We start from the raw sequence: 21,796 nt of genomic DNA on the forward strand, positions 1-21,796 counted from the left end.
AGAGCATGACCGCAGCACAAGTTTCTGCCGAATCGGCGCCGGGTTCGTCGGACGGACGTGAGGATGTTCACTCCGCCGCGCGCCGCGCCCGAGTCGCCGCTCGATCGTTGGCTCTGCTGACCACGGCCGAGAAGGATGCCGCCCTGCACGCCGCCGCCGAGGCAGTACTGGCTGCAGCACCACAGGTTCTCGCCGCCAACGTCGCCGACGTGGAGGCAGCTCGCGCCGCCGGGACCGACGAAGGTCTGCTCGACCGGCTCAGGCTCACCGAGGACCGCATCGACGGGATCGCGTCCGGTCTCCGTCAGGTAGCGGGCCTACCGGATCCGATCGGCGAGGTGGTACGTGGTTCCACCCTGCCGAACGGTCTGGAGATCCGGCAGTTGCGTGTGCCGCTCGGTGTCGTCGGAATGGTCTACGAGGCTCGACCGAACGTCACCGTCGATGCTTTCGGGCTGGCGTTCAAGTCCGGCAATGCTGCGCTGCTGCGCGGTTCCTCGAGTGCCGCGCAGACCAACGCGGCACTGGTGGACGCTATCCGCAGCTCGCTCGGTAGCGAGGATCTCCCGATCGACGCAGTTCAGCTGCTCTCCAGCACCGACCGCTCCTCCGTCACACACCTGATCCAGGCCAGAGGGCTGGTCGACGTCGTCATACCGCGCGGCGGCGCCGGACTGATCTCTGCGGTGGTCCGTGACGCGACGGTTCCGACCATCGAGACCGGTGTCGGAAACTGCCACATCTACGTGCATTCGGCCGCCGATCTCGAGATGGCCGAGAAGATCGTGCTGAACTCGAAGACTCGGCGGGTGAGTGTCTGCAATGCTGCCGAGACGATCCTGGTCGACGCCGCGGTGGCCGAGACCGCGGTGCCACGGTTGCTGCAGGCATTTCAGGCCCACAGCGTCGTCGTGCACGGCGACCTGCCAGGCCTCGTCCCCGCCACCGACAGAGACTGGTCGGAGGAGTACCTCTCGCTCGACGTCGCACTCAAGGTCGTCGAGGACATCGACGCCGCAATCTCCCACATCGATACCTACGGCACCGGCCACACCGAGGCAATCGTGACCAGCGACCTCCGCGCCGCCCGCGAGTTCAGCACCCGCGTCGACGCCGCCGCGGTGATGGTCAACGCCTCGACCGCCTTCACCGACGGTGAACAGTTCGGCTTCGGTGCGGAGATCGGCATCTCGACGCAGAAGCTGCATGCACGCGGACCAATGGGGCTTCCCGAATTGACCTCCACCAAGTGGATCGTGTGGGGCGAAGGGCACACGCGCACACTCTGATCGCGATGGCAGATTCCTGGCACGCGCACCGAAACAAGGGAGTTCACGTGGACCGAGCAGTACCGACGGCACCGCCGCTATTCGGCAGCGTCGACGATGTCCTCACGCGCCTCGCCGAAACCGGCTACCTGGCAGACAAGGCGACCGCGACATCGGTCTTCCTGGCCGATCGACTCGGCAAGCCACTGCTCATCGAGGGCCCGGCGGGCGTGGGCAAGACCGAGCTCGCCCGTGCCGTCGCACAGACGACGGACGCCGAGCTGGTTCGGCTGCAATGCTACGAGGGGGTGGACGAGGCCCGGGCGCTGTACGAGTGGAACCACGCCAAGCAGATCTTGCGTATCCAGTCGGGCTCGGCCGATCACCAGAACTGGGACGCGACCAAACTCGATGTGTTCTCCGAGGAATTCCTGCTCGCACGGCCGCTGCTCCACGCCATCCGCCGCGAGGATCCGACGGTGCTGCTGATCGACGAGACGGACAAGGCCGACGTCGAGATCGAGGGCTTGCTGCTCGAAGTACTGAGTGATTTCGCCGTGACCATCCCCGAGCTCGGCACCATCACCGCAACGCGAAAGCCTTTCGTGGTGCTGACCTCCAACGCCACCCGTGAGTTGTCCGAGGCGCTCAAACGTCGGTGCCTGTTTCTGCATCTCGATTTCCCCGACGCAGACCTCGAACTGAGAATCCTCGCGAGCCGCGTACCGGAACTACCGGAGGCAATTGCCGAGCAGATGGTCCGAACGGTGCGTGTGCTGCGTGGCATGCAGCTCAAGAAGCTGCCTTCGGTGGCCGAGACCATCGACTGGGGCCGAACACTGCTCGCCTTGGGCATGGACACCCTCGACGACGATGCAGTCCGCGCCACGCTCGGAGTGGTGCTCAAACACCGATCCGACCAGGACAAGGCCGCGGCCGAGCTCCGGTTGAACTGACGTGTACTCCCCGCGCGGTCTGCCCGGACACCTGGTCGACTTCGTCGAAGCACTCCGTCGGCGCGGAATCGACGTCGGGCCCTCGGAAACCGTCGACGCCGGCCGAGTGATGTCCGTGCTCGACCTGCTCGACCGAGAGGCTGTCCGCGAGGGACTGGCCTGCTCGCTGCTACGCAGGCCGACTCACCGCGCCACCTTCGACGCGCTGTTCGACCTGTGGTTTCCAGTGGCAACCGGACAACGAGACTCGGGAAAAATCGACACTGCACTGCCCCGAACCGACGAAGGTGAGATCGACTACATCGCATTGCGGGAGCTGATCACCGAACTCCTCATCGACGGCGGCTCCGACGCCATCGAACTGACCGAGATGTTGGCCGCTCAGATGGTCGAGGAGCTGGGACAGTACAAATCCGCGAACGGACCGTCCTTCTCCTCTTACCAGGCACTGCGTGACGTCGCCCCCGACACCCTGCTGAGCAAGATCCTCGATGGTCTCCTCGGCAACGCCGACGCCGGACCGGATCGCGCGTCCGGTAGCTACGAGGACGAGGTCGCCAAGCGCACCGCCGCACAGCGCATCGCAGACCTACGCAAAATGGTCGAAAAAGAGACACGACGACGCGCAGCCGAACAGCTCGGCCACAACCGAGTCGCGAGCTACAGCGTCCCGAAACTTGCTGAGGACGTCGACTTCCTGCGCGCATCGGACACCGAAATGGTGGCCCTGCGTCGGAGTGTGACGCCCCTCGCGCGGCTACTTGCCAGCAGGCTCGCCGCGCGCAGAAAGCGCAGCCGAGCTGGATCGATCGACCTGCGGCGCACACTCCGCAAGTCCATGTCGACTGGTGGTGTACCCATCGACCTGGTGCAACGCAAACCCCGTCGTGCGCGACCGGAGCTCGTGGTGCTGTGCGACGTGTCTGGATCGGTGGCCGGCTTCAGCCACTTCACGTTGCTGCTCGTGCACGCCCTTCGTGAACAGTTCTCCCGCGTCCGTATCTTCGCGTTCATCGATTCCACCGACGAAGTCACGCGATTCTTCGACTCCGGTTCCGATCTCGGGGCCGCGATGGCAGCCATCATGGCCGAGTCGAACCTGATCACTTACGACGGTCACTCCGACTACGGGAACGCCTTCGAAACGTTCGACGACAAGTACGCGCAGTCAGTGACGTCACGGACATCGGTGCTCGTCCTCGGCGACGCTCGCACCAACTACCGCGACCCAAAAGTCGCCGCGTTGGCGCACACCGTTTCGGTGGCCAAACACGCCTACTGGCTCAATCCCGAGCCCAAAGGGCAATGGGGATCGGGCGACTCCGCGACCCGGGCATACGCCGAAGTCATCAGCATGTACGAGTGCCGCACCGCCCAGCAGCTCAGCGACATCGTCTCCCGGCTACTGCCGGTCTGAGCGCGAAGTAAGCTCGTCAACCGTGCAGCAACAACACCGGACGGTCCGCAGGCTGGGAGTGATGGGCGGGACATTCGACCCCATCCACCACGGCCACCTCGTCGCAGCCAGCGAGGTCGCCAACAGCTTCGGGCTCGACGAGGTCATCTTCGTGCCCACCGGAACGCCATGGCAGAAGCAGGGCAAGGTGGTCAGCCCCGCCGAGGACCGCTACCTGATGACCGTGATCGCGACCGCGTCCAACCCTCGATTCTCGGTCAGCCGGGTCGACGTGGACCGAGAGAAGCTGACCTACACCGTCGACACCCTCCGCGACCTCCGTGCACAGCACCCTGCCGCCGAGCTGTACTTCATCACCGGAGCCGACGCGCTCGAGAGTATCCTGACCTGGCAGAACTGGGAGGAGCTGTTCGAGCTGGCAAAATTCGTCGGAGTATCGAGGCCCGGCTTCGAACTCGGGGTCGAACATCTGGCCGACCATCTCCAAGATCTCCCGCAGGACGCACTGACCCTCATCGAGATCCCGGCCCTGGCCATCTCCTCGTCCGAGTGTCGGCTCAGAGCCAGCGAGAATCGGCCCGTCTGGTACCTCGTCCCGGACGGTGTGGTCCAGTACATCTCGAAGAGAAATCTCTACAGGCCGCGTGACGAACAGCGGATGGACGGCTCGGTCACCATGTCCGAGCCGGTCCCACGCAAGACCGAGAACGACCCGCCAGAACCGGCGCAGCCAGAACATGACGGCCCGACGCAGCCCGTTTCGGAGCAACATGGATCAACCTTGGGAGAGAAGAACACGTGACTGCAACAGACCAGGCCACCTCGATCGCGCGCATCGCCGCACTCGCCGCCGATGACAAACTCGCGACCGACGTAGTAGTTCTCGACGTCTCGGAGCAGTTGGTCATCACCGACTGCTTCGTCATCGCGTCGGCCCCCAACGAACGCCAGGTCAACGCCATCGTCGAGAACATCGAAGACAAACTCCGCGAAGAGGGATTCAAGCCGATTCGCAAAGAGGGAACACGCGAGGGACGCTGGGCCCTGCTCGACTACATCGACGTCGTCGTCCACGTGCAACACAACGACGAACGCAACTTCTACGCGCTCGAACGACTGTGGAAGGACTGCCCGACCGTGGCGGTGCCCGGGCTCGGCGAGCGAACGGACACCGAGGACAACGGTGCATCGAATGACGAGGCGTCGAACCCGGAACCGGAGCAATGACCCAAGAGGTGAAGCGTCAGCTCATCCTGTTGCGCCACGGCCAGACCGACTACAACGCGACCGACAGGATGCAGGGCCAACTCGACACCGATCTCACGGAACTGGGACAGACCCAGGCCAAGACCGCCGCCGCTGAACTCGCCACTCGCTCGCCGATGCGCATCGTCGCCTCCGATCTGCGGCGAGCCTTCGACACAGCCGTCGCGCTCGGCGACGCAAGCGATCTGTCGGTCACAGTCGATACCAGACTCCGTGAAACTCATCTGGGGGACTGGCAGGGGTTGACGCACCACGAGGTCGACGAGCGTTCACCAGGCGCTCGCGTCGCCTGGCGCGCCGACGCAACCATGGCCCCGCCGTCCGGCGAGAGCCGCGTCGACGTCGCGCGGCGCAGCGTCCCCGTCGTCACCGAACTGTGTGCTGAACTGCCGGACTGGGGCGGCGCCTCGACCGCTCCCGTGATCCTGGTCGCGCACGGTGGCCTCATCGCGGCCCTGACAGCGGCTCTGCTGGACCTACCGGTCGAAAGGTGGCCGGTGCTGGGCGGACTGTCCAACACGAGCTGGGTGCAACTGAGCAGTCACGGAAACGACGAGTCTCTCCGGTGGCGGCTCGACGTATGGAACGCGTCCGCGAGAGTGGCCAGTGACGTCCTCTGAAAATCCGCCTGACGAGCATTCGGGTCATTCCGCAGGCTCCACTCCTGCTTCTTCGGGTCATTCCGCAGGCTCCACTCCTGTCCTTTTGGTACTTGCTGATTCGTTGAGCTATTACGGCCCCGAGGGCGGGCTGCCGGTCGACGACCCGCGTCTGTGGCCCAACCTGGTCGCTGCAGAACTGGGCTGGAAGGTCGAACTGGTCGCGCGGATCGGATGGACCAGTCGTGACATCTGGTGGGCTCTGACACAGGACCCCCGGGTGTGGGCGGCCATCCCCAGAGCCGGCGCCGTCGTGTTCGGAGTCGGTGGAATGGACTCGCTCCCGTCGCCGCTGCCGACAGCGCTGCGCGAGCAGATTCGGTATGTGCGTCCTCCTCTGCTCAGACGGGCAGTACGCGCGGGGTACGGATGGTTACAACCCCGACTGTCGCATCTCGGCTGGCCGGTGGCATTGCCCCCGAAGCTCAGTGTCAGCTACCTCGAGCAAACGCGGGCCGCTCTGGCATACGTACGACCGGAGCTGCCAGTGATCGGCACACTGCCCTCGGTGCATCGGTGCGATGCGTACGGCAGGGTGCACTCGGGCCGCCCGGCCGCCGAGCGAGCGCTGCGTGCGTGGAGTGCCGACACCGGCGTGCCGCTGGTAGACCTCGCCGCAGCGGTCCGCAGCAACATCTTTTCCGAGGACGCCAACCCGGACGGAATCCACTGGGGTTGGGACGCGCACGTCGCTGTCGCCGAGGCCATGTTGGCTGAACTCGAGCCGGTACGCGTGAAAGGCGGACACCCGTGAGAGTTGCTGTGGTGACCGACTCGTCGGCGTGCCTCGACGGCCGGATCACACGGGATCTCGACATCGCCGTGGCGCCGCTTCATGTGTTGGTGGACGGTGTCGATCTGCGCGAAGGCGTCGACAACATCCCGGACGACTTCACCGCCGGTGGATCGGTGACGACGGCAGGAGCCTCACCGGGTGAGCTGATCGGTGTGTACCGCGAAGCACTCGAACGCAGTGGGGGAGCGGGAGTGGTAGCGGTGCACGTATCGCGCGGGCTTTCCAGCACCTGGGAAGCCGCGCGGAGAGCGGCACACGACATCGGCGACCGCGTCCGGATCGTCGACTCGGCCTCGGTGGGCATGGGCCTCGGGTACGCGGTACTGGCCGCGGCGCGAGCAGCCTCGCATGGAAAGAACGCGGACGAGGTCTACGACGAGGCCGTCGCCGTGGCAGCTCGGTGTCGGACGTTCGTCGTGGTGGACCGGCTCGATCATCTGCGGCGCGGTGGCCGAATCGGAACAGCCGCCGCACTGCTGGGCACGGCGTTGGCCATGAAACCAGTCCTGCATCTCAACGACGGCAAGCTCGTCCTGGCCGAGAAAACTCGCACAATGAGCAAGGCTCTGGGCAAGCTGGTCGATGCGGTCGCGGACGTCGCTGGAAAACGGGGGGTTGCGCTGACCGTGCACCATATGCAGTGCGAGGATCGCGCCGAGACCGTGGCCTCGATGCTGCGCACGCGGATTCCCGAGGTCAGCCAGCTGGACATCGTCCCTCTCGGGGCAGTTCTGGGCGCCCACGTAGGGCCCGGCGCGGTCGGAGTCGCGGTCTGCCCCGAGGGCTGATTCAGCCGCCCTTCACTGGGGTTTTCCACAGGCCGCAGCTTCATCCACAGCCCGATTCGCGTCCTCGCATTCCGCGCCCTCGCTGCCGCCGGCGAACGATACCGTCCCGGGCATGTCACGTGGTGTCGACGCCCGGCCTCTAGGCCGCGACCGGTCCCTTCTCGGCCCCGATCCGAACACTGTCGGCCCCGATCCGAACACTGTCGGCCCCGATCCGAACACTGTCGGCCCCGATCCGGACACCGCCGACGGCAGCACACTGCGCCAGGGGCGAGACATGCACGACGACCGGCACGAGTCGGCCCTGACGCCGTATCTCCCGGAGCGCTGGCGCGCGGCGCGGCTCGATCCCGGACACCGGGGCATGCTCGCGCTGTGCGGTGTAGGAGTAATCGTCCTCGCTGTCGCCGGCTTTGCAGTCATGCGTGACTCGCCGGCCGTTGCCCCCGTGCCGGCGCTGCCGGTGGTTGCACCGCTGGCCGTCGAGCCGTCAGACTCGGCCGAAACCCCCGAAGCGGTTCCAGAGAAGCCCGCGCTCATCGTCGTCAGCGTCGTCGGTCTCGTCTCGTCGTCCGGGCTCGTCCATCTCCCACCCGAATCCCGCATCGCGGACGCCTTGGCTGCAGCCGGTGGTCCGCTTGCGGGCGCAGATGTGTTGGCGCTCAATCTCGCTGCGAAACTCAGCGACGGTGACCAGATCGTCGTCGGCGCCGTCCCGGTCGAGGGACGCCCCACCGTCAGCGCGACGATGAAAGACGACGGAGCGGGCCCAGAGTCGAACGCATCTCAGGGAACGGCCGGCGGATCCGGTGGAGCCGTGAACCTCAACACCGCGACCGTCGCAGAGCTGGACACCCTCAGCGGAGTGGGACCGGTGACCGCCGCGAACATCATCGCCTGGCGCGATTCGAACGGGCCTTTCACCGACGTCGGCCAATTGGCGGAGGTGGACGGCATCGGGCCCGTGCGACTGGACAAGCTCAGACCCCAGGTGACCGTGTGACCGAGCCGCTTGTTCGACCGTACGACATTCGCTTGGTTCCAGCGGCGGTCGCCGGGTGGGGCGTCACCATCGTCGGTGTCCTGTTCGGATCCGGCACGGTCGCGGCTTTCGCCGCTGCCTGCGGTGTCACCGCGATATTGGCAGCACTCGGACACTCCCGGTTGGGTGGGTGGGCAACAGGTGTGGTCGCGTTGGCGCTGATTGCGGGGTGCTACTCGGGCGCGGCAGCACTGCGGTCTTCACAGTTCGAGTCCCATCCTGTCGGCGCCGCAGCGGCAGAGGGCGGGTGGGTGAGCGCCGTCGTCGAGGTCCGCGAGGATCCGCGCCGGGTGCGGTTTCCCGGGCCGGCAACAGTATCCATCCGGGCCGAACTGACGCGAGCGGACATCGCCGGCAGCCCTGTCGAACTCGGTGGCCGCGTCCTGGTGATGGCACCCGCCGAGGGCTGGGAGGATGTCCTGCCCGGGCAATCGGTCACGCTGCGCGGCAAACTGGCACCGCCCATCCGCGCAGATCTCACCGTCGCCGTGGTGCGCGTGAACGGTCCTCCGCTGCAAGTGGATCCACCGGGGGCGATCGCGCGGATGGCGTCGGTGGTGCGGGAGTCCCTGCTGGCCGCTGCCGCCGACGCCTTACCCCCGGATCAAGCCGGACTGCTTCCCGGCCTCGTGGTCGGTGACGTCTCCGCCCTGCCCGAGTCGGTCGAGGACGACTTTCGCGCTGCGGGATTGACTCACCTCACAGCGGTTTCCGGTGCGAACTTCGCGATCGTTCTCGGGGCGGTGTTGTTGGCGGGCCGCGGGATCGGTATCGGGCCCTATTGGACGGTGGCCGTGTGCGCTGTGGTGCTGGTTGCCTTCGTCGTGATCGCTCGACCGTCGCCGAGCGTGCTGCGGGCGGCAGTGATGGGCGGCATCGGACTGCTCGCCCTTGTTACCGGCCGACGTCGTCAGGCAGTGCCCGCGTTGTGTACCGCGGTGTTGGCTTTGCTCGCGTGGTGGCCGCAGTTGGCGGTGGATTTCGGATTCGCCCTGTCGGTGTTGGCCACCGCAGGTCTGGTTGTGGTGGCCCCGGTCTGGGTGGATTGGCTGCGAGGCCATGGGTGGCGACGCGGCCCCGCCGAGATCGTTGCTGTCGCTGCTGCGGCCCACGCGGTGACTGCGCCGATTGTGGCGGCGATGGCGGGAACGTTCTCGGTCGTCGGGGTGCTCGCCAATGTCGCAGTGGCACCGATGGTGGCGCCGATCACCGTCGTCGGTGCCCTCGCTGCCGTGGTTGCTCCGTGGGCCAGTGCACCCGCCTCGTGGATCCTCGAGTTGGCATCCGCACCGCTCTGGTGGCTGATCACCGTGGCGCACTGGAGCGCGTCGGTTCCGTCGGCAGGTCTGCAGACTCCGGACGGTCTAGCAGGGGCCGCGGTGGTCGTTGCTGCGACGATCGTGGTGCTCGTGTCGCTGCGCAGTCGCGTGCTGCGGTGGGCTGTCGGCGCGGCCGCCTCGACTGTGGTGCTGTGGTGGCTCGGTGCTTCGGTTCTGTAGCGAGCGATGTGTGATCGGTCAGGCCGGAATCGGCGCTGATTGCGCGTGCTACTGAGTGTGGCGGGTCGTTGGCCGTTCAACGGGCTAACGGCCAATCGCTTGGTGTCGGGCGGGTGCATACCGCGAGGAGTGTCCACTTTCGCAGCCGACTCTCTCTCATACATCGTTTTCGTCGCCCTGCGGATTGTCTGCCAGGTAAGCCCGCTCTCTTTCCGACTGTGCACGAATTTCCGCATCTCGATTGTGCTCTGCCAAGGTGCGGCCATTCTTGATGTATCGCTCGTGTGCAAATGGATCCGACTCAAGGTCGGCCTGATCTAGCGTCATCGCATTCTGACGCCGAAGACTCGCGGCCGCATCACTCTGATCTTGCCCGCCCAGCGTGGGCCGAAGCACGGTTCGAGAGGCACGCTGGTCGAGGCGCATCCACCGGACGGTGCCGTCAATCGCCCCGACTTGCTCCTGCAACCCTTGGATCATCTCAATTAATGCACTCTGATCCCCGCCAGCGGCGCGACTCGTCCTGTCAACAGTTTTCGCATACTCGGACACCGGGGTATGAAGCTGCTCGGGATGGGCGAGCGCGTACCGCGCCGACTCAAGTAGCCGCTCCTGCGAAAGGTAGATGGAGGCTGGACTACTGAGGTCATACGCGATGTATCGTTGGTCGGTGATGTCGAAAGGGGCTGGCGTCCCTTCCGTCGTGAGAATCACCACAGGCCTGCTGAAGCTGTGTGCAATCAGTATGTAGCAGACGGTGACATCAAGCATCCGGTCGAGCAGATCTTGAATCGGATGTCAGCCACATTCGATGACGATCCGATTGTCATCCTCGGGCCGGACAAGCCGCCGTTCGGCGAGTGGGAGGAGCTCGACGAGTGGACACCGCCTCTGGGGCGTGAGGGATAGTCACCCTCTCATGACGCCTCGGCCGTCGAACGCGCTGTCCTGGCACTGCGGCCCAAGTGGCGGCGTGAACGTCAGAACGTCACACTCACGACACCGATGTGTTCGGTGATGATGGATCTCGCATGAGCAGACATGCGATCCGACGAGGACTCGGCCACCGATGAGTGGGTGACCGTTCGGGCATTCGGCCGGCGCGCCTTCGGCCCATCCTTTGCCGTTCCAGATGAGCGTGTTGTGGTCAATGCCGCCTCCTGAATGCAGAAGCGGGACTCGGCTTCCCTCCGAGTCCTGCTCGTTCGGACTTTAACAAAATGTCGAACGCATGTGCGAAAAGCGTGGGCGTTTTCCATGCCCGGATATCGGGACCGAAACCCCAAGAGTGCTTCTCTACGGGACGTTACGATCCCGACCATGGCGATCTTGGCGTTGTTCGGTTTGGTCCTCGAAGCGGGCGGATTCGGATATGCAGCTTTCATCCTCTGGCGAGAGTGGCAAAAGGCGGCGCGTCCGCACGAGTTCTTCGAACCTCAGTGGCTTCGCCGCATCCTGCGTCGAACGGTAGGAGTAGAAGTGCGGGCTGTGGCAGCGCACGCGACTGCCAGCGCCAGCGCCAGCGCATATGTCGTGCCGCAACTTGGCGATGGCTCCGTCGAACAGCGGCTCGAACAGCTTGAACTCTGGGTTGTACAAATGCTGAAGACCAATGGAGAGGCACGAGCGCAGCTCGACGAAAAAGACCGCGCTTTGGAGCAGCAGATCAAATCCAACGATGAGGCAAGCGGTCAGCGGTTCGATCGCGTCGAGGAACAGCTTCGTGCCGAGTCGGTGATCGACCTCCGTCGAACCGGATGGGGTCTGATCGCCGCAGCGCTCGGACTTCTACTGCAGGTACCCCTCGCCGTCGCCGCACTGTTCTGAGGTCATCGGTCAATCCCTCGCCCATCGAAACTGCCCGACTGGCACCGCGGCCCTAGCGGCGGCGTGACGTCACGGCGTCGCGTCGATGACGAGGCGGTGAGCTGCGACCAGTTCGTAGAAGTCGTAGAAGTCGTCCGCATCGGTGCGTAGTGACGACCGAACCCGGAGACGAGGACGTCGGTCATGGCACAATCGATTACCGCCCGCGGAACAGGGCAGCTACGCAGTCCTGGACCTTCAGTCCAGCATCGTCGCCTGCGTTGCCGAACACGCCTCGGCCAAAGAGGAATTCGGGAGTGACGTCTCGGGAGTTGCCGGAGAGGTTGACGACGCCGAGGCCGGGGGAGAGCCAGACGACGCCGGAGACGGAGCGGGTCTCGCCATCGGCGCGGAACACGTTGGCGGCGAGATAGATGTATTCCTGGCCGTCGACCGTGTCGGTGACTTGGGCGATGTCGCGGAGCACTCGGCCGTCGGTGATTGCACCTTCGATAGTGGAAACCATGGTGGGGTCGGGGTCTTCGCATCCGGCTTCTTGGGGGCTGCTGGCGGCGGGGAGCTGCGCGGGCGCTGGTGGCGAGGTTGTCGCTGCAGGCCTTGGTGGGGTGGATGCGGATCGGGCTGGCGGCGGGGTGTAGGTGTTTCGAGGTGTGGTCGTGGGTGCTGCGGTGGTGGTTTGCGTTGTCTGTTCGGTTGTCGCGGCGCGGGTGTCATCCGACGAGTCGCGGGATTCCTGCCAGGCGTTCACCCCGATGAACCCAACGATCAGGGCGGCCACGACGCCGACGATGATGTAGTTTCGGCGTTTCTGCTCGGGTGTCGGTGGGGTCTTGATTGGCGCGGGCGGCGGCGTCTGCGGCTGGGGCGCTGGCTGCACTGCGGATGTCCATTGGTGTCCGTCCCACCACCGGAGTTGCCCGGTTCCTTCGGGGTCGGGGTGCCATCCTGCGGGTGTTGTCATGGACTGATGTTTATCAGGTGACCAAGATGACACCTGTTTATCTGACGGTTTCCGGTGCGAACTTCGCGATCGTTCTCGGGGCGGTGTTGTTGGCGGGCCGCGGGATCGGCATCGGGCCCTATTGGACGGTGGCGGTGTGCGCTGTGGTGCTGGTTGCCTTCGTCGTGATCGCTCGACCGTCGCCGAGCGTGCTGCGGGCGGCAGTGATGGGCGGCATCGGACTGCTCGCCCTTGTTACCGGCCGACGTCGTCAGGCAGTGCCCGCGCTGTGTACGGCGGTGTTGGCTTTGCTCGCGTGGTGGCCGCAGCTGGCGGTGGACTACGGATTCGCACTCTCGGTGCTGGCCACCGCCGGTCTGGTTGTGGTCGCCCCGGTCTGGGTCGATTGGCTGCGAGGCCACGGATGGGGACGCGGGGCCGCCGAAATCGTTGCAGTTGCCGCTGCGGCCCACGCGGTGACAGCGCCGATCGTGGCGGCGATGGCGGGTACGTTCTCGGTCGTCGGGGTGCTCGCCAATATCGCTGTGGCGCCGATGGTGGCGCCGATCACCGTCGTCGGAGCCCTGGCTGCCGTGATTGCACCGTGGGCCAGTGCACCCGCCTCGTGGATCCTCGAGTTGGCATCCGCACCGCTCTGGTGGCTGATCACCGTGGCGCACTGGAGCGCGTCGGTTCCGTCGGCAGGTCTGCAGACTCCGGACGGTCTCGCAGGGGCCGCGGTGGTCGTTGCTGCGACGATCGTGGTGCTCGTGTCGCTGCGCAGTCGCGTGCTGCGGTGGGCTATCGGCGCGGCCGCCTCGACTGTGCTGCTGTGGTGGCTCGGTGCTTCGGTTCTGTAGCGAGCGATGTGTGATCGGTCGGACCGGCATGGCACGATCGGTGCTGTGAATGCCAACAATCCGGCGGTGGAGTCTCTGCACCTGGTTCTCGGTGACGAAGAACTGCTGATGGATCGCGCGGTGGCACAGATTGTCGCGCGGGTGCGAGCGGCTGCGCCCGGGGCCGAGGACCTGCCGGTGACGAAACTGCGGACCGGTGACGCGAGCGCACCGGAACTCCTAGAGCTGCTCAGCCCGTCGTTGTTCGCCGAGGACCGGGTGGTGGTGCTCGAAGCTGCTGCAGAAGCAGGTAAGGACGCGGTAGCTCTGGTCCTCGACGCGGCCTCGGACCCGCCGGAGGGCGCGGTGCTCGTCATCATGCATTCGGGCGGCGGCCGAGCCAAGGCGATGGTCGGTGCGCTGCAGAAGGCAGGCGCCGTCACCCACGAGTGCGCGAAGTTGACCAAGCCGGCCGAACGTGTGGACTTCGTTCGTCGCGAATTCAGCGCAGCCGGGGTTCGAGTCGGCGGGGACGTGGTGGAGGCCGTCGTCGAGGCCGTTGGTTCGGAGCTACGCGAACTGGCCGCAGCCTGCTCTCAATTGGTGGCCGACACGGGCGGCAAAGTCGACGTCGCGGCGGTGGGGCGCTACTACTCCGGCAAGGCCGAGGTTTCCGGTTTCGACGTGGCCGACCGAGCGGTAGCGGGGGACCGGCCCGGTGCACTCGAAGCGCTGCGCTGGGCCATGCACCGCGGAGTTCCGCACGTACTGCTCGCCGACGCACTTGCGGATGCGGTTCGGACCATCGCGCTGGTCGGATCCGCGGGCCGGGGAGACCCGTTCGCGATGGCGAGCGAACTCGGTATGCCACCGTGGAAAATCAAGAAAGCACAGGCCCAGGCGCGCGGGTGGACCGGCCAGTCGATCGGACGGGCCCTGTGTGTCGTGTCGCAGCTCAATGCGGACGTGAAAGGGCAGGCCGCCGACGCGGACTACGCCGTCGAGAACGCCGTCTCGGTGGTGGCCGGTCTGAGCAACTGATCGACAGCGCGTGAACACGAAAAAACCCGCTCGGTGATCCGAGCGGGTTTTTCGAAGAGGTGAGCCTCAGAGCTTGTTGACTGCCAGAGCCAGAGCCGACTTCTTGTTGGCCGCCTGGTTCTTGTGGATGACACCCTTGCTGGCAGCCTTGTCCAGCTGGCGTCCTGCGGTCAGGAGAATGGCGGATGCCTTTTCCTTGTCGCCTGCAGTTTCGGCAGCACGGAAGGAGCGAATGATCGTCCGCAGCGAGGACTTCACCGACTGGTTACGCAGACGGCTGCGCTCGTTGGTGAGAATCCGCTTCTTCTGGGACTTGATGTTGGCCACGCGTAAAATCCTTCTGTCTTCGTCGGTATTCCGGTCAGGGCGATCCATGCTGGAATGCCCGAAGTCTGCTGCCGAGCTGTACAGCCCAGCGCCGAAGATCGAGAATACCAGTACACAGGGCAGAACCCAATTCCGGCAGTCAGCAGCCGTCCCCCGGCTCGGGCCGCGCCGTCCGCCGGGTGCGAACAGATGCGGTCCGTCTCGAGAAATTAACGTGTCCAGCGCGCCCGACCGGCCCACCTGTAGCAACATGACTCGGATGAGTCCGCGATCCGCAGCTTCCGAACGAGCAAAGACCAATTCTGGCAGATCGAAACCGGTAACTCGCGAGAAACCCCAGGCAGACGGTGTTTTCAGTGGTTACTCGGATGTCGGCAAATACGGTCTGGCCTTCGACGAGATGTTCGACGCAGACGGCAAGACCCGTTCGCCGTACAAGGGCATCCACACTGCACTCGAGCCCGCCAGCCCCGTAGACCTCGACGCGCGGTCCGATGCCCTCGGGCGCGCGTTCATCGATCAGGGCATCACCTTCTCGCTGTCCGGCCAGGAACGACCGTTCCCGCTGGACCAGGTACCTCGCGTCATCGCCGCAGGCGAATGGACCCGTCTCGAGCGGGGCATCAAACAGCGAGTCAAAGCGCTCGAGATGTTCCTCGCGGACATCTACGGCGATCAAGAAATCCTGCGCGACGGTGTGGTGCCGAAGCGCCTGGTGACCTCCTGCCAACACTTTCATCGTGAAGCGATCGGCATCGTGCCGCCCAACGGTGTCCGAATTCACGTCGCCGGCATCGACCTCATCCGTGACGCACAAGGCACCTTCCGGGTACTCGAGGACAATCTCAGGTCACCCTCCGGTGTCTCCTACGTCATGGAAAACCGTCGCACGATGGCCCGGGTCTTTCCGGATCTGTTCGCCTCGCACCGCGTGCGCGCAGTGGGGGATTACGCCTCGCATCTGTTGCGGGCGCTCCGTGCTGCGGCCGCCCTCAACGAGGCCGACCCGACAGTGGTCGTGCTCACCCCCGGCGTGGCCAATTCCGCCTACTTCGAACACTCGCTGCTGGCGCGGCTGATGGGTGTGGAGTTGGTCGAGGGCCGCGACCTGTTCTGTCGCGACAATGTGGTCTACATGCGTACCACCGAAGGCGAACGCCAGGTCGACGTCATCTATCGCCGTATCGACGACGATTATCTCGATCCGATGCAGTTCCGGCCTGACTCGGTGCTGGGTGTGGCAGGCATCGTCAACGCCGCGCGCGCCGGCAATGTGGTCATCTCCAGTGCGGTCGGCAACGGCGTCGGCGACGACAAACTCGTCTACACCTACGTGCCCACCATCATCGACTACTACTTGAACGAGAAGCCGCAGCTCGCCAATGTGGACACCTTCCGGTGCTGGCTCGACGCGGAGTGCGAGGAAGTCCTGGACCGGGTCGACGAACTCGTCATCAAGCCCGTCGAAGGATCGGGCGGGTACGGCATCGTCTTCGGTCCCGATGCCTCGCCGAAAGAGCTCGCGGCCATCACCAAGAAGATCAAGGCAGACCCGCGTGGGTGGATCGCGCAGCCGGTGGTGCAGCTGTCCACCGTGCCGACCAAGATCGGTGACCGGCTGGTTCCGCGGCACGTCGACCTTCGGCCTTTCGCCGTCAACGACGGAGACGACGTGTGGGTTCTCCCAGGCGGACTCACCCGAGTCGCGCTACCCGAGGGCTCGCTCGTGGTGAACTCGAGCCAAGGCGGTGGCAGCAAGGACACGTGGGTGTTGGCCTCACGTACCTCCCAGGAAGAGCAGGAGCTCGCCGGTGAGGAGATCGTCAGCGAGCCACCGGAATCGCCCAGTGTGGAACAGGGGCCCGAGCTGACGATGGATCAACAACAGCAACAGCAACAGCAACAGCTCGCGAACGGTGGTGGACACTAGATGCTCGCTCGGAACGCAGAATCGCTCTACTGGATCGGGCGCTACGTGGAGCGGGCAGACGACACTGCTCGCATCCTGGATGTGACCGTCCATCAACTGCTCGAAGACGCCACCGTGGACCCGGATCAGATTTCCCGAGTTCTGCTCAGGGTGCTGGGCTTCAAGCACGAGCCGGACGTCTCTCTCGATGTGTGGTCGCTGACCGAACTCGTCGCATTCAGTCGCGACGGAAGCGGATCGATCGTCGACTCACTGTCCAGCGCACGCGAAAACGCGCGCGGCGCACGTGAGGTCACCTCCAGTGAGATGTGGGAATGCCTCAACACGACCTACAACGGTCTCAACGAAAGCATCAGAGCGTCCAAACGCACCGGACCCCATCAGTTCTTCAGCTACATCGAGGAACGCGCGGCCATGTTCGCCGGGCTTGCCGACTCGACGCTCAGCCACGACGACGGCTACCGCTTCCTCATTCTCGGTCGCTCAGTGGAGCGGATCGACATGACCGTGCGCCTGCTGCTTTCGCGCGCAGGCGACCGACCCTCCTCGCCGGCGTGGGTGACGGTGCTCCGTTCGGCCGGTGCGCACGATACGTACCTGCGCACATATCGCGGGGCTCTCGACGCTCAGCGTGTGCTCGAGTTCATGTTGTTGGACAGGCTCTTTCCGAGGTCGGTGTTCTACGCGCTCAGTGAAGCGGAGCGATCCCTCGATCGACTGGACCATCAACCGAACAGTCGCGTCGGCGCGCGCGCGGAAGCGCAGCGCCTTCTGGGTCGCGCACGCAGCGAACTCGAATTCCTGCGCCCCGGAGCGTTGTTGGACGATCTGCAGGAACGACTGCTCTCGCTACAGGAGACGTGTCGCGACCTCGGTGAAGCGATTTCGAAGCAGTACTTCCACGCCGCGCCCTGGGTCGCGTGGACAGACGCCGGTTCCGGCGCATTCGAAGACCAACTGGAAGGTGAATTGTGAGCTGGCGTATGCGCGTTGTCCACACCACGGGCTATCAGTACGACGCGCCGGTGACGTCGTCGTACAACGAGGCCCGTCTCACCCCGCGCAGCGACAATCGTCAGAACGTCATTCTCAACCGCGTCGAGACCAATCCCGTGACCCGCAGTTACCGGTACACCGATTACTGGGGCACCGCTGTGACGGCCTTCGACCTGCACGCGCCGCACACGGAGTTGGAGGTGACGGGATCCTCTGTCGTCGAGACCGATCCGTTCTCGCCTCCGGAGGAGTCGGCATCGTGGGAGGAACTGGCGAGCGAACCCGTCATCGACCGCTTCAACGAGGTTCTCGACAACTCGGCGTACGTCCCGAAGAATCGACAGCTCGCCGCGGTGGCGAAAAAGCTGTCCAAGGGGTTGCCGCCACAGGAGTCCGTGGTGGAGATCGCCAACTGGGTGCACCAGGAGATGTCCTACGTGCCCGGCACCACGGGTGTGCACACCTCCGCCGTGGAAGCGTGGAGTGAGAAGAAGGGCGTCTGCCAGGATTACGCCCACCTGACGCTGCTGATGTTGCGGAGCATCGGCATCCCCGCGCGGTACGTGTCGGGATATCTGCACCCGACGCGGGAAGCCGTGGTCGGCAGTTCGGTCGAGGGGCAGTCCCACGCGTGGGTCGAGGCGTGGACCGGCGCCTGGTGGGGGTACGACCCCACCAACGCGATAGCGGTCAACGAGCAGCATGTGTCGGTGGGACTCGGTCGCGACTACGCGGACGTCCCGCCGCTCAAAGGCATCTTCTCCGGCGGTGGGTCGACAGCACTCGATGTTGTAGTAGAGATCACACGCCTGGCGTAACGTACTGCTCGGCAGGTTTCGTTCGAAGACCATCGAGCAGAGGCGGGCACATGTCGACAGCACAGGAGCACGTGGAACCGGAAGTCATCTCCGAAACGAAGAAGTACATTGCAGAAGCGATAGGAACCTTCGTTCTGGTGTTCGTCGCCGTCGGCACGGCGGTGTTCGCCGGAGACAAGGTCGGCAATCTCGGGGTGGCTCTGGCCTTCGGCTTGACGCTTCTGTTTCTGGTGTACGCGATCGGGCCGATTTCCGGATGCCACGTCAACCCGGCGGTGACCGTCGGGCAGGCTCTGCTCGGTAGGTTGTCCGCCGGGAAGGCCGGTCTCTACATCGTCGCCCAGGTGATCGGCGGTCTCGTTGCGGGCGCCGTTCTCTTCGCCGTGGCCAATTCGCTGCCGTCGTACGACCGCGCCGAGAACGGGCTCGGTGGCAATGGTTGGGGCCAGCACAGCCCGTCGGCTATCAAGGGTCCACTCGGCGGCGTGCTCGAGAACGGTTACGGGATCGGTGCCGCCATCGCGATCGAGGTGTTGCTCACCGCGTTGCTCGTGTTCGTGGTGCTCGCCTCCACCGACCAGATTTCCGACGTCCCGCTGGCCGGTGTCTCGATCGGATTCACTCTCGCGGCGATCCACCTCGTGTCGATCCCGATCGACAACACGTCCGTCAACCCGGCACGAAGCCTTGCCGTCGCCCCGTGGCAGCCGGGGGCGCTCGGCCAGGTGTGGTTGTTCATCGTCTTCCCGTTGATCGGTGGGGCGCTCGGTGCGCTGACCTACCGCGGGGTGTTCGGTCGGTACAACCGGATGGACTCCTAGGACCAGCTGTAGTCCGAACGGAGCCGTGACGCGACGGCGTCGAACTTGCCTCTGGCGAGGATGGCGCCTTCGCGACGGATTCCGTTCTCGGGCACGTCGAGAACGCGGTCGAGACGGATCCAGCTCGCGCGTCCTGCGCTGTCCCACGAACCCGAGCCGATCGAGACCCAGTTGGCCTCCCCGTCACGGTCGCTTTGGCTGGAGAGCATCAGACCCAGCAGCGTCTGCCCGTCACGCCCGACGACGAGTACCGGCCGATCCTTGCCCTGGGTTGGATCCTCCTCGTATGCCACCCACGTCCAGACGATTTCGCCCGGGTCGGCCTCACCGTCCAGGTCGGGGGAGTACTCGACGCGTCGCGCCCGCTGGGCAGTGGGCACGGTGTGCGAGGCGACCGGCCGACCGGCCGGAACGTCTGGCCCGGTCGAGGACTTGCCGGTGACTGCGTCCAGGCCCTTTTGCAGGGCACCGGACCTCTGCAGTTGGCGAAACAGTTTCGGTCCCTCACGCAGGGCGACCATGCCGAATTGCTTCCCGTACGTACTCCACTTGCCAGCCATGGACACGGAGTTTAGTCAGTGTTCATCCGCAACGCCGCTACGTCCTGGTGAGCCGGCGGGCGACCCGCGACCGGATGCGCTAAGTACGCCGGGTCGCAGACGTGGGACTATTGACATCGAGTCCGACAGCATTCTGCTATGACGCCAGCAAAGGATACGAGTGCCCAGCTTCGCCGACACGACGTTCACCGATCCCTCTCGGATCAGGAACTTCTGCATCATTGCCCACATCGACCACGGTAAGTCGACGCTGGCAGACCGGATGCTGCAACTCACGGGCGTCGTCGACGACCGGTCGATGCGGGCCCAGTACCTCGACCGCATGGACATCGAGCGCGAGCGCGGCATCACCATCAAGGCCCAGAACGTCCGGCTGCCATGGGTGGTCGACGGCGAAGAATTCGTCCTGCACCTCATCGACACGCCCGGCCACGTCGACTTCACCTACGAGGTCTCGCGTGCCCTCGAAGCGTGTGAGGGTGCGGTTCTGTTGGTCGACGCCGCGCAAGGCATCGAAGCTCAGACACTGGCAAATCTCTATCTGGCGCTCGACAAAGAGCTGACGATCATCCCGGTACTGAACAAGATCGACCTGCCTGCCGCGGACCCGGACCGCTACGCCGCCGAGATCGCGCACATCATCGGCTGCGAACCCGGTGACGTATTGCGTGTATCCGGCAAGACCGGTGTCGGGGTCGAGGAGCTGCTCAACGAAGTGGTCAAGCTCGTGCCGGCACCGGTCGGCAACGCCGACGGCCCGGCTCGCGCGATGATCTTCGACTCCGTCTACGACACCTATCGCGGAGTCGTCACCTATGTTCGTGTGGTCGACGGGGCGCTGAATCCGCGTGAGAAAGTCACCATGATGTCGACCGGGTCGACACACGAACTCCTCGAAGTCGGCATCGTCTCGCCCGACCCGAAAGCGACCAAGGGTCTCGGCGTCGGCGAGGTCGGGTATCTCATCACCGGTGTCAAGGACGTTCGCCAGTCGAAGGTCGGCGATACGGTGACCACCGCGCGCAAGGGTGCAACCGAACCGTTGACGGGTTACCGCGAGCCGCGGCCGATGGTCTACTCCGGCCTGTACCCGCTCGACGGCTCGGACTACCCGGATCTGCGCGACGCGCTGGAGAAGCTGCAGCTCAACGATGCAGCGCTGACGTACGAACCGGAAACCTCGGTCGCGTTGGGGTTCGGCTTTCGCTGCGGGTTCCTCGGGCTGCTGCACATGGAGATCACGCGCGAGCGCCTCGAGCGCGAGTTCGACCTCGATCTGATCTCGACCTCCCCCAACGTGGTGTACCGCGTGGAAATGGAGGACGGTTCCGAGCACGTGGTCACCAATCCGTCCTACTGGCCCGAGGGCAAACCCCGCGATGTGTTCGAGCCGATGGTCAAGTGCACCATCATTTCGCCGAGCGAGTTCATCGGATCGATCATGGAGCTGTGTCAGGCGCGACGCGGCGAACTCGGTGGCATGGACTACCTGTCCGAGACTCGCGTGGAACTGCGTTACACGATCCCCATGGCCGAGATCATCTTCGACTTCTTCGACATCTTGAAGTCGCGTACCCGCGGGTACGCCAGCCTCGACTACGAGGAAATCGGCGAGCAGAGCGCCGCGCTTGTCAAGGTGGACATCCTGCTGCAGGGGGAAGCGGTCGATGCGTTCTCGGCGATCGTGCACAAGGACGCCGCTGCTGCCTACGGCAACAAGATGACGACCAAGCTCAAGGAACTCATACCCCGTCAACAGTTCGAGGTGCCGATCCAGGCTGCCATCGGTTCGCGAATCATTGCCCGCGAGAACATCCGTGCGATCCGCAAGGACGTCCTCGCCAAGTGCTACGGCGGCGACATCAGCCGCAAGCGGAAACTGATCGAGAAGCAGAAGGCCGGTAAGAAGCGGATGAAGACGATCGGCCGCGTGGAGGTGCCGCAGGAAGCCTTCGTCGCGGCGCTCTCGTCCGAATCGTCGACTGACAAACCCAAGAAGTGACGAG

Annotated in this window: 22 protein-coding genes; 18 read left to right on the top strand and 4 right to left on the bottom strand. The window is 64.9% G+C overall.

Annotated features, from left to right (window positions below):
* Window positions 1-5 precede the first annotated feature (5 nt).
* The 10 genes from J1M86_RS01705 to J1M86_RS01750 all read left to right on the top strand — a co-directional run bounded on the left by J1M86_RS01705 (window position 6) and on the right by J1M86_RS01750 (window position 9,691).
* Entirely contained in the window at window positions 6-1,289 is a 1,284-nt protein-coding gene (locus J1M86_RS01705) for a glutamate-5-semialdehyde dehydrogenase (protein ID WP_206508571.1), read from the top strand.
* Between the two features lie 47 nt (window positions 1,290-1,336).
* Window positions 1,337-2,224, top strand: a complete 888-nt coding sequence (locus J1M86_RS01710; RefSeq protein WP_206508668.1) for a MoxR family ATPase — start codon at window positions 1,337-1,339, stop codon at window positions 2,222-2,224.
* A gap of 1 nt (window position 2,225) precedes the next feature.
* Complete coding sequence (locus J1M86_RS01715) at window positions 2,226-3,641, top strand: VWA domain-containing protein (protein WP_206508572.1); 1,416 nt, start codon at window positions 2,226-2,228, stop codon at window positions 3,639-3,641.
* Window positions 3,642-3,663: 22 nt separating this feature from the next.
* Window positions 3,664-4,443 (top strand): nicotinate-nucleotide adenylyltransferase, encoded by a 780-nt coding sequence (gene nadD / locus J1M86_RS01720; protein ID WP_307786500.1) that lies wholly within the window; start codon window positions 3,664-3,666, stop codon window positions 4,441-4,443.
* Window positions 4,440-4,868: a ribosome silencing factor gene (rsfS, locus tag J1M86_RS01725; RefSeq protein WP_206508573.1), complete on the top strand. Its 429-nt coding sequence runs from the start codon at window positions 4,440-4,442 to the stop codon at window positions 4,866-4,868. The genes nadD and rsfS overlap by 4 nt, the downstream gene beginning before the upstream one ends.
* Window positions 4,865-5,527: a histidine phosphatase family protein gene (locus J1M86_RS01730; RefSeq protein ID WP_206508574.1), complete on the top strand. Its 663-nt coding sequence runs from the start codon at window positions 4,865-4,867 to the stop codon at window positions 5,525-5,527. The genes rsfS and J1M86_RS01730 overlap by 4 nt, the downstream gene beginning before the upstream one ends.
* 85 nt (window positions 5,528-5,612) lie before the next feature.
* Complete coding sequence (gene octT / locus J1M86_RS01735; protein WP_241259497.1) at window positions 5,613-6,320, top strand: diglucosylglycerate octanoyltransferase; 708 nt, start codon at window positions 5,613-5,615, stop codon at window positions 6,318-6,320.
* A complete protein-coding gene (locus tag J1M86_RS01740; protein WP_206508576.1) occupies window positions 6,317-7,150 on the top strand; it encodes a DegV family protein in 834 nt (277 codons plus the stop codon). Before octT ends, J1M86_RS01740 begins: the two co-directional genes overlap by 4 nt.
* 112 nt (window positions 7,151-7,262) lie before the next feature.
* The gene (locus tag J1M86_RS01745; protein WP_241259409.1) at window positions 7,263-8,153 is read left to right on the top strand and encodes a ComEA family DNA-binding protein; all 891 of its coding nucleotides are present in this window, start codon (window positions 7,263-7,265) and stop codon (window positions 8,151-8,153) included.
* Window positions 8,150-9,691, top strand: coding sequence for a ComEC/Rec2 family competence protein (locus tag J1M86_RS01750; RefSeq protein WP_206508577.1), 1,542 nt, complete (start codon window positions 8,150-8,152; stop codon window positions 9,689-9,691). The genes J1M86_RS01745 and J1M86_RS01750 overlap by 4 nt, the downstream gene beginning before the upstream one ends.
* A gap of 156 nt (window positions 9,692-9,847) precedes the next feature.
* On the opposite strand, the gene J1M86_RS01755 is transcribed toward J1M86_RS01750, so the two are convergent.
* On the bottom strand, window positions 9,848-10,462 hold the full coding sequence (locus tag J1M86_RS01755; protein WP_206508578.1) for a hypothetical protein: 615 nt from the start codon (window positions 10,460-10,462) through the stop codon (window positions 9,848-9,850).
* A gap of 549 nt (window positions 10,463-11,011) precedes the next feature.
* Between J1M86_RS01755 and J1M86_RS01760 the strand changes: the two genes are divergently transcribed.
* Window positions 11,012-11,518 carry a hypothetical protein gene (locus J1M86_RS01760; protein ID WP_206508579.1) on the top strand — a complete coding sequence of 169 codons (507 nt, stop codon included), beginning with the start codon at window positions 11,012-11,014 and terminating at the stop codon, window positions 11,516-11,518.
* Window positions 11,519-11,714: 196 nt separating this feature from the next.
* Here J1M86_RS01760 and J1M86_RS01765 read toward each other — a convergent pair whose 3' ends face one another.
* Entirely contained in the window at window positions 11,715-12,479 is a 765-nt protein-coding gene (locus J1M86_RS01765; protein ID WP_206508580.1) for a DUF2510 domain-containing protein, read from the bottom strand.
* Window positions 12,480-12,505: 26 nt separating this feature from the next.
* On the opposite strand from J1M86_RS01765, the gene J1M86_RS01770 reads away from it, so the two are divergent.
* A complete protein-coding gene (locus J1M86_RS01770) occupies window positions 12,506-13,318 on the top strand; it encodes a ComEC/Rec2 family competence protein (RefSeq protein ID WP_241259410.1) in 813 nt (270 codons plus the stop codon).
* 45 nt (window positions 13,319-13,363) lie between these two features.
* On the top strand, window positions 13,364-14,338 hold the full coding sequence (gene holA, locus J1M86_RS01775; RefSeq protein WP_307786501.1) for a DNA polymerase III subunit delta: 975 nt from the start codon (window positions 13,364-13,366) through the stop codon (window positions 14,336-14,338).
* Window positions 14,339-14,404: 66 nt separating this feature from the next.
* On the opposite strand, the gene rpsT is transcribed toward holA, so the two are convergent.
* A complete protein-coding gene (rpsT, locus tag J1M86_RS01780; RefSeq protein WP_075840395.1) occupies window positions 14,405-14,665 on the bottom strand; it encodes a 30S ribosomal protein S20 in 261 nt (86 codons plus the stop codon).
* A gap of 400 nt (window positions 14,666-15,065) precedes the next feature.
* Here rpsT and J1M86_RS01785 point away from each other — a divergent pair, with 400 nt between their 5' ends.
* From J1M86_RS01785 to J1M86_RS01800, 4 genes are read left to right on the top strand one after another with little or no spacing between them, the layout of a single operon-like run.
* On the top strand, window positions 15,066-16,595 hold the full coding sequence (locus J1M86_RS01785) for a circularly permuted type 2 ATP-grasp protein (RefSeq protein WP_241259500.1): 1,530 nt from the start codon (window positions 15,066-15,068) through the stop codon (window positions 16,593-16,595).
* Window positions 16,596-17,570, top strand: a complete 975-nt coding sequence (locus J1M86_RS01790; protein ID WP_075840396.1) for an alpha-E domain-containing protein — start codon at window positions 16,596-16,598, stop codon at window positions 17,568-17,570.
* An 8-nt stretch (window positions 17,571-17,578) separates the two neighbouring features.
* Window positions 17,579-18,409, top strand: coding sequence for a transglutaminase family protein (locus J1M86_RS01795; RefSeq protein WP_083668002.1), 831 nt, complete (start codon window positions 17,579-17,581; stop codon window positions 18,407-18,409).
* Window positions 18,410-18,459: 50 nt separating this feature from the next.
* Window positions 18,460-19,230, top strand: a complete 771-nt coding sequence (locus J1M86_RS01800) for an aquaporin (RefSeq protein WP_206508583.1) — start codon at window positions 18,460-18,462, stop codon at window positions 19,228-19,230.
* Here the strand turns inward: J1M86_RS01800 and J1M86_RS01805 are convergent.
* Window positions 19,227-19,790 (bottom strand): type II toxin-antitoxin system PemK/MazF family toxin, encoded by a 564-nt coding sequence (locus J1M86_RS01805; RefSeq protein ID WP_075840400.1) that lies wholly within the window; start codon window positions 19,788-19,790, stop codon window positions 19,227-19,229. The genes J1M86_RS01800 and J1M86_RS01805 overlap by 4 nt on opposite strands.
* 160 nt (window positions 19,791-19,950) lie before the next feature.
* Here J1M86_RS01805 and lepA point away from each other — a divergent pair, with 160 nt between their 5' ends.
* The gene (gene lepA, locus J1M86_RS01810) at window positions 19,951-21,792 is read left to right on the top strand and encodes a translation elongation factor 4 (protein WP_139318257.1); all 1,842 of its coding nucleotides are present in this window, start codon (window positions 19,951-19,953) and stop codon (window positions 21,790-21,792) included.
* The last annotated feature ends 4 nt before the right edge of the window (window positions 21,793-21,796 follow it).

Source organism: Rhodococcus sp. KRD197, from assembly GCF_017168235.1.
Classification (GTDB): Bacteria; Actinomycetota; Actinomycetes; order Mycobacteriales; family Mycobacteriaceae; genus Rhodococcoides.

Excerpts from the sequence above, each read along its gene's own strand:
- J1M86_RS01765 (WP_206508580.1), bottom strand. The coding sequence starts at position 12,479 with ATGACAACACCCGCAGGATGGCACCCCGACCCCGAAGGAACCGGGCAA.
- J1M86_RS01790 (WP_075840396.1), top strand. The coding sequence starts at position 16,596 with ATGCTCGCTCGGAACGCAGAATCGCTCTACTGGATCGGGCGCTACGTG.
- J1M86_RS01800 (WP_206508583.1), top strand. The coding sequence starts at position 18,460 with ATGTCGACAGCACAGGAGCACGTGGAACCGGAAGTCATCTCCGAAACG.
- J1M86_RS01770 (WP_241259410.1), top strand. The coding sequence starts at position 12,506 with ATGACACCTGTTTATCTGACGGTTTCCGGTGCGAACTTCGCGATCGTT.
- J1M86_RS01745 (WP_241259409.1), top strand. The coding sequence starts at position 7,263 with ATGTCACGTGGTGTCGACGCCCGGCCTCTAGGCCGCGACCGGTCCCTT.
- J1M86_RS01805 (WP_075840400.1), bottom strand. The coding sequence starts at position 19,790 with ATGGCTGGCAAGTGGAGTACGTACGGGAAGCAATTCGGCATGGTCGCC.
- J1M86_RS01730 (WP_206508574.1), top strand. The coding sequence starts at position 4,865 with ATGACCCAAGAGGTGAAGCGTCAGCTCATCCTGTTGCGCCACGGCCAG.
- J1M86_RS01785 (WP_241259500.1), top strand. The coding sequence starts at position 15,066 with ATGTTCGACGCAGACGGCAAGACCCGTTCGCCGTACAAGGGCATCCAC.
- J1M86_RS01760 (WP_206508579.1), top strand. The coding sequence starts at position 11,012 with ATGGCGATCTTGGCGTTGTTCGGTTTGGTCCTCGAAGCGGGCGGATTC.
- J1M86_RS01795 (WP_083668002.1), top strand. The coding sequence starts at position 17,579 with ATGCGCGTTGTCCACACCACGGGCTATCAGTACGACGCGCCGGTGACG.
- J1M86_RS01755 (WP_206508578.1), bottom strand. The coding sequence starts at position 10,462 with ATGCTTGATGTCACCGTCTGCTACATACTGATTGCACACAGCTTCAGC.
- J1M86_RS01705 (WP_206508571.1), top strand. The coding sequence starts at position 6 with ATGACCGCAGCACAAGTTTCTGCCGAATCGGCGCCGGGTTCGTCGGAC.